Source organism: Kribbella sp. (assembly GCF_035655035.1).
In the GTDB taxonomy this organism is placed as follows: Bacteria; Actinomycetota; Actinomycetes; order Propionibacteriales; family Kribbellaceae; genus Kribbella.
Map to the genome: position 1 here is coordinate 1 of NZ_DASRVN010000206.1, position 10,669 is coordinate 10,669.

11 protein-coding genes and 1 pseudogene are annotated in these 10,669 nt (G+C 70.1%); 5 read left to right on the forward strand and 7 right to left on the reverse strand.

Annotated elements, in window-relative coordinates:
• A pseudogene (locus VFF46_RS12005) lies at positions 1 to 327 on the forward strand (maleylpyruvate isomerase); the annotation flags it as partial.
• On the opposite strand, the gene VFF46_RS12010 reads toward VFF46_RS12005, so the two are convergent.
• From VFF46_RS12010 to VFF46_RS12030, 5 genes are read right to left on the reverse strand one after another with little or no spacing between them, the layout of a single operon-like run.
• Entirely contained in the window at positions 324 to 974 is a 651-nt protein-coding gene (locus VFF46_RS12010; protein WP_325037170.1) for a DUF664 domain-containing protein, read from the reverse strand. The pseudogene VFF46_RS12005 and the gene VFF46_RS12010 overlap by 4 nt on opposite strands.
• A complete protein-coding gene (locus VFF46_RS12015; RefSeq protein ID WP_325037171.1) occupies positions 934 to 1,524 on the reverse strand; it encodes a dihydrofolate reductase family protein in 591 nt (196 codons plus the stop codon). The genes VFF46_RS12010 and VFF46_RS12015 overlap by 41 nt, the downstream gene beginning before the upstream one ends.
• Positions 1,521 to 2,741 (reverse strand): FAD-binding oxidoreductase, encoded by a 1,221-nt coding sequence (locus VFF46_RS12020; RefSeq protein ID WP_325037172.1) that lies wholly within the window; start codon positions 2,739 to 2,741, stop codon positions 1,521 to 1,523. The genes VFF46_RS12015 and VFF46_RS12020 overlap by 4 nt, the downstream gene beginning before the upstream one ends.
• On the reverse strand, positions 2,722 to 3,561 hold the full coding sequence (locus VFF46_RS12025) for a DUF6597 domain-containing transcriptional factor (protein WP_325037173.1): 840 nt from the start codon (positions 3,559 to 3,561) through the stop codon (positions 2,722 to 2,724). Before VFF46_RS12025 ends, VFF46_RS12020 begins: the two co-directional genes overlap by 20 nt.
• 3 nt (positions 3,562 to 3,564) lie before the next feature.
• A complete protein-coding gene (locus tag VFF46_RS12030) occupies positions 3,565 to 5,526 on the reverse strand; it encodes a potassium transporter Kup (RefSeq protein ID WP_325037174.1) in 1,962 nt (653 codons plus the stop codon).
• Between the two features lie 75 nt (positions 5,527 to 5,601).
• Between VFF46_RS12030 and VFF46_RS12035 the strand changes: the two genes are divergently transcribed.
• Positions 5,602 to 6,963 (forward strand): MFS transporter, encoded by a 1,362-nt coding sequence (locus VFF46_RS12035; protein ID WP_325037175.1) that lies wholly within the window; start codon positions 5,602 to 5,604, stop codon positions 6,961 to 6,963.
• The gene (cpt, locus tag VFF46_RS12040; RefSeq protein WP_325037176.1) at positions 6,960 to 7,487 is read left to right on the forward strand and encodes a chloramphenicol phosphotransferase CPT; all 528 of its coding nucleotides are present in this window, start codon (positions 6,960 to 6,962) and stop codon (positions 7,485 to 7,487) included. Before VFF46_RS12035 ends, cpt begins: the two co-directional genes overlap by 4 nt.
• Here the strand turns inward: cpt and VFF46_RS12045 are convergent.
• Positions 7,472 to 8,077, reverse strand: a complete 606-nt coding sequence (locus VFF46_RS12045; RefSeq protein WP_325037177.1) for a helix-turn-helix domain-containing protein — start codon at positions 8,075 to 8,077, stop codon at positions 7,472 to 7,474. The two genes, cpt and VFF46_RS12045, sit on opposite strands and share 16 nt — an antisense overlap.
• 61 nt (positions 8,078 to 8,138) lie before the next feature.
• Here VFF46_RS12045 and VFF46_RS12050 point away from each other — a divergent pair, with 61 nt between their 5' ends.
• Both VFF46_RS12050 and VFF46_RS12055 read left to right on the forward strand, forming a co-directional pair.
• Positions 8,139 to 9,143, forward strand: a complete 1,005-nt coding sequence (locus VFF46_RS12050; RefSeq protein WP_325037178.1) for a hypothetical protein — start codon at positions 8,139 to 8,141, stop codon at positions 9,141 to 9,143.
• Between the two features lie 24 nt (positions 9,144 to 9,167).
• Complete coding sequence (locus VFF46_RS12055; RefSeq protein WP_325037179.1) at positions 9,168 to 9,752, forward strand: TetR/AcrR family transcriptional regulator; 585 nt, start codon at positions 9,168 to 9,170, stop codon at positions 9,750 to 9,752.
• On the opposite strand, the gene VFF46_RS12060 is transcribed toward VFF46_RS12055, so the two are convergent.
• The coding region (locus tag VFF46_RS12060) for an aldo/keto reductase (RefSeq protein WP_325037180.1) at positions 9,739 to 10,669 on the reverse strand (931 nt) is incomplete at its 5' end. The two genes, VFF46_RS12055 and VFF46_RS12060, sit on opposite strands and share 14 nt — an antisense overlap.

Sequence of the window (10,669 nt, forward strand, 5' to 3'; positions counted from 1 at the left end):
GCCGCGATGGCGGAGCTGACCGACGTGCAGTGGCAGACGCGGGTGCTGTCCTCCCGCGGCGTACCGATCCCGGCGACCCAGATCCCGTGGATGCGGTCCTGCGAGGTGCTGATCCACGCGGTCGACCTCGACACCGGCGTCACGTTCGCCGACCTCCCGGACGACTTCCTCACCAGGCTCTGCGAGGACATCCGCACCGACCGCGGCAACGTACCACCCGTCACCGGTCCACTCCCGGAACAGGCGGCGTACCTGTCCGGCCGCCCGTACACCGCCGTACACACCCCATCAGGCGAGGCCGCGAAACCACTCCCACCCTGGCGTTAGCCCTTCTTGTTGCGAGCCTTGAGTTCCTCCCATGCCGCCGGGTCACAGTCGGGGAGGCTGCGGACGTAGGCCATCCAGGTGTCGCGGTCGATCTCGCCGGTGATGCGGGCGCGGTACATGCGTAGGTACTCCGGGTCGTCCGGGGACATCGGGTCACCGGCATGCTGCCCGACCCGGCCGTCGGTCAACTCGCGGACGACATCCGCGTGGCCGGTGTGCCGGGTGGTGTCCAGCAGCACGGTGAGGATCATCTCCCGCAAGGTCACGGCGTTCCCGGTGTGATGCGTCCCGACCGTCTCGAGCTCCAGCTCCTCGATCGCCCGGGCTGCCGCCGCACACGCCCGTTCGTACGCCGCGACGAGCTCGGCGGCCGACTCGTCCGGCGTCGCCCACAGATCGAGCCCGAACCACAACTCCTCGTCGTCGGTCCCGTCCGCCATCCGGTCCGCCGGCTGCTCCCGCCCGAACGCCGCCACCAGATACCCGTAGGTGATCCCGGTCAGGTGCTTCACGATCCCGATCAGATTCGTCCCGGTCGGCGTCATCGGCCGCCGCAGCTCCTCGTCGCTCAGGCCTTCGATCTTCCAGAGCAACGAGCGTTGTACGTCACTCAACAGATTGAGCAGCAGCGTCTTCTCGGCCGTCATTCACGACACGGTAGCGAAGGTGGGTGACGTCTCGGGCGGGCAGTTGGCGGACGTTGTCCAGTTCGACGTACTCGTCGGGCAGATTCTCGAAGAGGCGGCGGCCGTTGCCGAGGAGGACGTTGACGACGTGGAGTTCCAGTTCGTCGAGCAGGCCTGACCGGAGAAGTGCCTGGCCGGCGGCGGCGCCGTGGACCAGCACGTCCCGGTCGCCGGCGGCCGCCTTCGCGAGGGCGGCGCACTCGGCGACGTCGGTCACGTACTGCGCGTGCCCGGGTGGTACGTCGTCCGGGTGGTGGGTGAGGACGAAGATCGGTACGCCGTCGTGGTGGTCGCCCTGCCAGCGCCCGGCGTGTTCGTACGTACGCCGTCCCGCGATCACCGCACCGGTCGCGAGCGCTTCGGCGTACACCTGGCCGCTCGGACCGTCGGAGTCCCGGTCGTCGAGCCAGTTGAACAACCGGAAGCCGCCCCGGCCCATCGGCTGCTCGACGCTGTCGTCCGGGCCGACCACGAAACCGTCGAGCGACATGCTCATGTACAGGCGGATCATTGGGTGTCTCCGAGGGACTGGGGGAAGTGGAAGGTGTTGGTGGGGTCGTACTTTTGTTTGATGCGCAGCAGGCGCTCATAGTTTGCGCCGTGGTAGGCGGTGGGCCAGTCGGTCAGGTCGGGGTCGGGGAAGTTCGGGTAGGTGTGGCCGGAGGCGTGCGGGTGGGCCGTGGACCAGGAGCGGCGTACGGCGGCGCGGTCCGGGGCGACGTGTTCGAGGAGGAAGCGTTCGTCGCGGTGGGCGAACGCGGTGGCGCCGGGCGGGACGCGGTTGTAGGCACCGCCCATCGGGGTGAAGTTCAGGTCGCAGCCGGTGCCGAGGAGTTCGGCGATCGTGGCGTGGGGGAGTGCGGTACGGACGAACTCGGACCTGCTGTGCAGGACGCGATCGTCGGGCTCACCCTCGGACAGGCTGCGCTTCAGATCGGGCCAGCTGAGATCATCGCGAACCTCGACGGCACCGTCCGCGAACGGGCCGGGGTCGAAGGGAACGAGGGTCGCGCCGAAGACCTCGGCGCGATCGGCGGTCACGGTCAGGCTCGCGGTGATGTCGTCAGCGGCGTCGGGCGCCCAGTGCTGCCAGGCGTCGATCACCTCGGCGGCACGATCACGCGGCCAGCTGATCCGGAACCGGGTCGCGGCCGGCGACGGTACGGCGGCGAACACCAGCGCGGTAACCACCCCGAACTGCCCGCCACCCGCCCCACGCAACGCCCAGAACAGGTCCGCGTACCGCTGCTCGTCACACACCACAACGTTGCCATCGGCAAGTACTACGGTCGCCGCCACCAACCGGTCGCACGTCAGCCCGTACCGCCGGCCGAGCAACCCCAGCCCACCGCCGAGCGTCAGGCCGGCGATCCCGACCGTCGGCCCACACCCCGCCGGAATCGTCAGCCCGCACTCGTGCAGCTCGCGATAGACCGCCGCGAGCCGAGCCCCCGCCCCGATCGTCGCCACGCTGCCCTCGACGGAAACGCACGACATCGGCGACAGATCAAGCATCAGCCCGGTAGTAGAGGAGCGCCCAGCGAAGCAGTGTCCACCGCCGCGAGCGACCACCGGCAGGTCGTGCGTCCGGGCGTACGCGAGCGCTTCGGCGACGTCCTCGGCGTTCTCGCAGCGTGCTATCGCCCGCGGGCGTACCTGCTCGTACTGCGGCTGCGCCGGCCTTCGCAGTACGTCGTACAACTCGTGCTCAGCCCCGATCAGCTCCATGCACCGACGTTAGGACGGCACCCGCCCGGCGCGCTTGAACGAAACGGTCGCCCAGGAACGGCGCCCACGACGCGGTGTGGTCGTGCCCGCAGTCGCACCTGTCCGCCTTGTCGCCGAGCAGGTCGCGCGGTGTCACCCCGGCCAGCCGCACACACTCGCGGGTGAGATGGGCGTGGTCGGCGTACCCCACCTCGGCCGCCAGGTCGGCGAGCCCGTTCCCGAAACCGGCCTGCGCCAACGCGAGGTACCCCTGGAAGCGCAGGGTCCGCTGCAGCGTCTTCGGTCCGACGCCGGTCGCGGTCAGGCAGCGGCGGCGCAGCTGGCTCTCGGACAGCGCGAGCTCGTCGGCCAGCGGCGCGATCGCGGTCGGCTGCCACGGCATCAGGCGCCGTACGAGCTCCGTCACCACCGGATCCGGCCGCAGCTCCTGCCCGGCCAGGTACTGCTGCACCCCGAGCAGCGCCGATTGCGGACTCGCCGCGGACGCCACCACCGAGCCGATCACGTCCGCGAGCGGTCCCCACAGGTCGACCGCACAGTCCACCAGCTCGTCGGCCGGTACGCCGAGCAGCGGTGTCCCGGCGCCCGGCATGAACCGCACGCCGACGATCGTCGTCCGCGCCGGGATGACCTGCAGGTGCGCCCGCGTCAGCGGCCCGATCAGCCGCGGTACGCCGCCGACCGGGCAGTGCAGTTCGACCCCGCCCGTCGGCAGGTCCCGCTGCGGGTACGGCGAGTCGCCGGTGCGCTGGATCCAGACCGTACGGACGAGACCGGCCAGTGCGGGCACCGGTGCGCTCTCGTCGTAGGTCTGTTCCATCGGCTACACCTCGATGTGCGAACCGATGATGACCGTGCGGTCACGGGGCAGGCTGAACGCCTCGGCCGCGTCCGCGGTGATGTGCGACGTGGCGAGGAACAGCTGCTTGCGCCAGCCGGCCATCGTCTTGGCCTTGCCCCGCCGCAGCTCGATCTTCGACAGGAAGTACGACGCCCGGTCCAGATCGAGCGGCCCCTCGGAGTCGGACGGGTCCAGCAGCGCCAGCGCGGCCGGTACGTCGGGGCGCTCCATGTAGCCGAACTTGATCGTGACGTGCGTGATCCCGTCGTCGCCGTACCCGAGGTCGTTGACCGTGACCCGGTTCTCCTCGGCGACCCGCGGGACCGGCTCGGTGTCGATCGCGACGATCACCACGTGCTCGTGCCGGACCTCGTTGTGCTCGACGTTCGCGCGCAGCGCCAGCGGGGCGCTGACGCCGCCGCGGTTCAGGAAGATCGCCGTCCCCGGCACCGTGCGGACCGCCAGCTTGCCGGAGCTCAGCTCGTCGATGAACTCCTGCAGCGACCCCTCGGCCCGCTCCCGCTCCTGGGTGACGACCTCGCGGCCGCGCTGCCAGGTCGTCATCACGGTGAACGAGATCAGCGCGATCATCAGCGGCAGCCACGCGCCGTGCAGCAGCTTGGTCAGGTTCGCCGCGATGAACAGGCCGTCGATCAGCAGCAGCGGTACGGCGCCCGCGATGATCAGCCACTTCGGCACGTTCCAGCGGTAGTGCGCGACGTAGAAGAACAGCAGCGTGGTGATGGTGATCGTCCCGGTCACGGTCATGCCGTACGCGTACGCCAGCGCGGCCGAACTGCGGAACGCGAAGATCAGCGTCAGCACCGACACGAACAGCAGCCAGTTCACGAACGGTACGTAGATCTGGCCGATCGTGGTCGCCGACGTGTGCGTGACCCGCAGCCGTGGCAGGTACCCGAGCCGGGCGGCCTGGGCCATCACCGAGTAGGCACCGGTGATCACTGCCTGCGAGGCGATCACGGTCGCCATCGTGGCAAGCAGCACCAGCGGCAGCCGGCCCCAGCTCGGGACCAGCAGGAAGAAGGGGCTGCTGATGTTCGCGTGGTCCTTCAGGATCAGCGCGCCCTGACCCATATAGCTGAGCGTCAGGGCCGGCAGCACCAGGAACAGCCAGCCGCGGCTGATCGCCTTCCGGCCGAAGTGCCCCATGTCGGCGTACAGCGCCTCGGCGCCGGTGATCGACAGCACGATCGCCGCGAGCGCGAAGAACGCGATGTGGAAGTGCCCGGCCAGGAACGCGATCGCGTACGTCGGGGACAGCGCCTTGAGGATCGCCGGGTGCTCGAGGATGCCGCCGATCCCGGCCGCGCCGATCACCGTGAACCAGACGATCATCACCGGCCCGAACACCCGGCCGACCGACTCGGTGCCGCGGCGCTGGACCATGAACAGGCCGATGATGATCACCGCGGTGATCGGGATCACGTACTCGCCCAGGGACGGCTGCACGGTCTTGAGGCCCTCGACCGCGGACAGCACCGAGATCGCCGGGGTGATCATGCCGTCGCCGAAGAACAGCGACGCCCCGAACAGGCCCACCGTCGCGAGCAGCGCCGCGGCCCGGCGGCCCGGGTGCGTCCGGCGCCACTTGCGGAGCAGCGTGATGAGCGCCATCACGCCGCCCTCGCCGTCGTTGTCCGCACGCATCGTGAGCAGGATGTACGTGACCGTGACGACGATCATCACGGACCAGAAGATCAGCGACACCACGCCGTACAGGTTGTTGTCGCTGACCGGCACCGGGTGCGGGTCGTCGGGGTTGAACACCGTCTGCAGGGTGTAGATGGGGCTGGTGCCGATGTCGCCGAACACGACACCGAGAGCGCCGACGATCACGGCGAGCCGCACCGTGTCATGTACCGCACTGTGCCCGGTGGTGGGCGCAGTGCTTTCGCCGCCGCTGGGCGGTTGCTGATCCGTCACGGCTGGGACGATACCCGCCCCGGGAGCTAACGGAGCGCATGTCGAGCCGTCCGCCCGGGCTCCGACGTACCGGGTATGACAGCCGAACGGGTACTGCGGACCTACCTGACGCTGGTCGCCGTGTCGACCGGGGCGTCGTCGATGATCTGGGGCATCAACACGTTGTTCCTGCTGGACGCCGGCCTGGGGGTCGGGCAGACGTTCGCCGCGAACGCGTTCTTCACCGCCGGGATGGTGCTGTTCGAGGTACCCACCGGGGTCGTCGCGGATCTGATCGGGCGGCGGGTGTCGTACCTGCTCGGGACGGCGACGCTGATCGGTACGACGCTGCTGTACCTGTGGCTGTGGCGGGTGCATGCCGGGTTCTGGTGGTGGGCGCTGGTGTCGGCGCTGCTCGGGCTCGGGTTCACGTTCTTCAGCGGCGCGACCGAGGCGTGGCTGGTCGACGGGCTGCACGCCACCGGGTACGAGGGGTCGCTGGACGCGGCGTTCGCGAAGGGGCAGGTGGCGAACGGGGTCGCGATGCTGGGCGGGTCGATCGGCGGCGGGGTGCTGGCGCAGTTCACGAATCTCGGGATGCCGTACGTCGTCCGCGCACTGTTGCTGGTGGCCACGTTCGCGGTGGCGTGGCGGTCGATGCGCGACATCGGCTTCACTCCGAAGCCGCGCGCGTCGGTTCGCTCCGAGATGACCGCCGTCGTTCGGTCGTCCCTCCACCACGGCCTCCGCAACCAACGGGTCCGCTGGGTGATCCTCGCCGGCCCGTTCACCGCCGGCGTCAGCGCCTACGGCTTCTACGCCGCCCAGCCCTACCTCCTCCACCTTTACGGCCACACCACGTCGTACGCCGTAGCCGGCCTCGCCGCCGGCGCAGTAGCCACCGCCCAAATAGCCGGCGGCCTAACCGCCCCCCACCTAACCCGCCTCTTCACCCGGACCGGAGGGACTCCCGGACCAGCGGCGGGGGTGAGGCTTCCCGCCCAACCCGCCCCCGGCGGAGGTGGGCTCCCCGCCCAACCCGCCCCGGAGCGGAGCGGAGGGGCGGATCAGCGGGTTGGGGTTTTGATGGGGGCAATTGTGGTTTCGGGAGTGGTGATTGCTGGGATCGGGCTTGTCACCTCGTTCTGGGTTGCCATGGGGCTGTTGATCGTGTGGGGCACGATGTTCGCCGCGACGACCCCGATCCGGCAGGCCTACCTGAACACCTACATCCCGTCCGAACAGCGCGCGACCGTGCTCTCGTTCGACAACCTGGTCGGCTCAGCCGGTGGGGTCGTCGTACAGCCGGCTCTCGGACGCGCGGCAGACGTCTGGGGCTACGGCCCGGCGTACCTGGTCTGTGCAGTGGTCCAGATCCTCGCCGTACCGGTCCTCGGCCTCGCGCGGCGTAAACCGGTCGAGACCCCGGACGCCGAACCTCTAGCCTTGCGGGCGTGACAGCGCGACTGATCATCGTCAACGGCGGCTCGAGCTCCGGGAAGACCGGGATCGTGCGGTGCCTGCAGGCCGTACTGCCGGACCCGTGGCTCGGGCTCAGCGTGGACGACTTCGTCGACGCGCTGCCGGCCGCGATGGAGGGCGGCATCGAGTTCGGCCCGGACGGGGAGGTGTCGGTCGGCCCGGCGTTCCGCGAACTGGAAGCGGCCTGGACCGCCGGCATCGTCGCGATCTGCCGCGCCGGCGGCCGCGCGATCGTCGACGACGTGTTCCTCGGCGGCGCCTCCTCGCAAGAGCGCTGGCGGACCGCGGCCGGCGACCTCGAGACCGTCTTCGTCGGCGTCCACTGCGCCCCCGAGGTAGCCGCCGGCCGGGAGCTCGCCCGCGGCGACCGCACCCGCGGAATGGCCGAGCAGCAGGCGTACGTCGTCCACGAAGGCATCACGTACGACGTAGAGGTGGACACCTCACACACCGAGTCGATCGCCTGCGCCTACCAGATCGCCGACTACCTGAAGAGCTGATCCACGGCCGCCAGCGTGCTGACGATCCGCGCCCGGTGGTCCGCCGCGACCACCTTCTCGTCCTCGCCGTCCAGGATCCGGCGTACCGCCTCCAAGTGCACGGTCCGGTAGGCGGCGACGGTGAGCGCGGCGGTCAAGTGCGGCTCCGGCACGTCGGTACGCCGCATTGCCTCGGCGATCGCCTCCTCGATGTGCTGGAGCAGCTCCCGGGCGCGCGCCTGCAGCGGCCGCGACTCCGCCACCACCTCCCAGAACCGCTGGAACCGCGCGCGGATCGTCGACAACGGATGCCCCTGGTCCGCGAGCCCCACGAGCAGGTCCGACAGGGCCGCGACCGGCGACGTACCCTCCGGCCGATCGTTGACCGCGGCAACCACCAGCGCCTCGGCCTCGGGGTAGCGGTCGAAGAGCAGGTCCTCCTTGCGGGCGAAGTGCGCGAACACGGTCGGCCGCGCCACGTCCGCCGCCTCCGCGACCTCGGACACCGACACCTCGTCGAACCCGCGCTCCAGGAACAGCCCGGTCGCGACGTCCGCGATCCGCGCCCGGACCTCGGCCTTCTTCCGCTCCCGGCGGCCCTGCTGCTCCATCCGCAAATCATACCGGATAAGAAGATGTACCGAGTATGACTTTGGCTGTAGGCTGCCAACCATGGTTTCGATCGGGGTGAACTACGACACCGGCTTCGTGTACGGCGGCCGCAACACGCGCCGCCGCTTCGACGCCGACGCGGTACGTAACGACCTGAGGGTGATCGCCGAGCAGCTGCACGCTCCGGCGGTCCGGATCTCCGGCGACGACCCGGACCGGCTGGCGCTCGCCTCCGAGGCGGCGCTGGCCGTCGGGCTGGACGTGTGGTTCTCGCCGATGCCGACGGATCTCGAACCGGCCGAGGTGATCAGCTACCTCGCGGCCTGCGCCGCCCGCGCCGAGACTCTGCGGGACCAGGGGCCGGAGGTGGTGATGGTGCTCGGCTGTGAGCTGTCCTTGTTCTGCAAGGGTTTCGTGCCGGGTGAGACCTCGCAGGAACGGATCGCGGTGATGTCGGACCCCGCGACCTGGACCGACCCGGCGAAGGTCGCCGAACTGCAGGCCGGGCTCGCCCGCTGGGCCGGTTTCCAGCAGGAGCTGGTCGCGGCCGCGCGGAAGGTGTTCGCCGGCCGGATCACGTACGCCGCCGGCCTGTGGGAAGACGTGAACTGGGACCTGTTCGACATCGTCGCCGTCGACGCGTACCGCGACGCGCAGAACGCGGCCACCTTCGCCGACGAGCTGGCCTCGCGGTCGAAGTGGGGCAAGCCGGTGGTGGCGACCGAGTTCGGCTGCTGCACGTACCGGGGTGCCGCCGACCGCGGTGCGATCGGCTGGACGATCGTCGACACCAAGGCCGACCCGCCGGTGCTCGACGGTGTGTACGAGCGACGGGAGGAGGAACAAGTGGAGTACCTGCTCGACCTGGTCGCGGAGTTCGACCGGATCAACCTCGCGGCCGCCTTCTGGTTCAGCTTCGCCGGCTTCGAGCTGCCGCACCGGCCAGACGATCCACAGCACGACCTGGACCTGGCGGCGTACGGCCTGGTCGCGGTCGACGACGACGGGAACTGGAAGCCGAAGCAGGTTTTCGGCAAACTCGCGGAGCTGAACGCGGACCGCTGATGGACCAGCGGGTACATTCGAGGGGTGCTGACGGCGAAGGGTGCGGCGACGCGGGACCGGATCGTGGCGGCTGCGGCCGCGGAGATCCGGGAGCGGGGGATCAGTGCGGTCAAGCTGGACGACATCGGCCACCGCAGCCGGACCGGGAAGAGCCAGCTGTTCCACTACTTTCCGGACGGGAAGGAACAGCTACTGCTCGCGGTCGCCGAGCGCGAGGCCGAGCAGGTGCTCGAGGACCAGGAGCCGCACCTCGGTCAGCTGACCAACTGGAGGGCCTGGCACGACTGGCGTGACGTGGTCGTGGAGAGGTACCGGCGGCAAGGCGTGAACTGCCCGCTCGGCGTGCTGATCACCGAGATCGGTCGTCACACCCCGGCCGCGCAGGCGGTGACCGGGCAGCTGCTCGCCCAGTGGGAGCGGCGGCTGCAGACCGGGATCGAGCAGATGCAGGCGGCGGGCGAGATCCGCGCCGACGTGGATCCCGCCCGTGCCTCGGCCGCGCTGATCGCGGCGATCCAGGGCGGTGTCGCGATCCTGATGGCGTCCGGTTCCGCGACGCACCTGGAGTACGCGCTCGACCTGTGCCTGGACTACCTCAGCGCCAGTTGACCACCGGCGGGCGGTACCCGGCCGGCTTGTCGGCGACCTTCGCGCCGGGGCTGACCATCCAGCCCTGGTACTCCGGCGTGAACATCCGGTAGACCGACGACGGCGGTACGGCGCTCGCCTCGTCGAGCTGAGCCCGTAGTTCGGCGGGCAGCTCGGACCCGAGCGCCGCGATGCTCGACTCGAGCTGTCCCGGGTTACTCGCACCGACGATCGCCGAGGCGACGCCGGGCTGGGTGGCGGCCCAGTTCACCGCGACCTGCGCCATCGTCACATCGAGCTCGTCGGCCACGTCACGGACCGCAGGCAACAGGTCCCACTGCCGATCGGTCCAGCTCTGCCCGGCCGCGCCGTCCCCGGTCAACCGCCCTTCGCCCGACATCGTCCGGGTCTCGTCACGCCGGTACTTCCCGGTCAGGAATCCGCCTCCGAGCGGGCTCCACGCGGTGATCCCGAGCCCGAGCTGCTGCGCCATCGGCACGTGCTCGGTCTCGATCGCGCGCTCGATCAGCGAGTACGGCAGCTGCAGGCTGACCATCGGGGTCAGCGAGTGCGCGTCGGCCAGCGTCTGCGCGCGAGCGGCGTACCAGGACGGTACGTCGGACAGCCCGGCGTACCGGATCTTGCCGGACCGGGACAGGTCGTCGAGCGTCCGCAGCACCTCGTCGACCGGCGTGATCCGGTCCCAGGTATGCAGCAGGAACAGGTCCACGTAGTCGGTGCCGAGACGCCGGAGCGAGTCGTCGAGCGCGCGGATGAGGTGCTTGCGGCTGTTGCCGCCCGCGTTCGGGTCGCCGGTGTCGACGCTGTTGGTCGCCTTGGTGGTGAGCACCATCCGCTCCCGGACGCCGGCCTCGGCGATCAGCCGGCCGACGATCCGTTCGCTCTCGCCCGCGGTGTAGAAGTCCGCGGTGTCGATG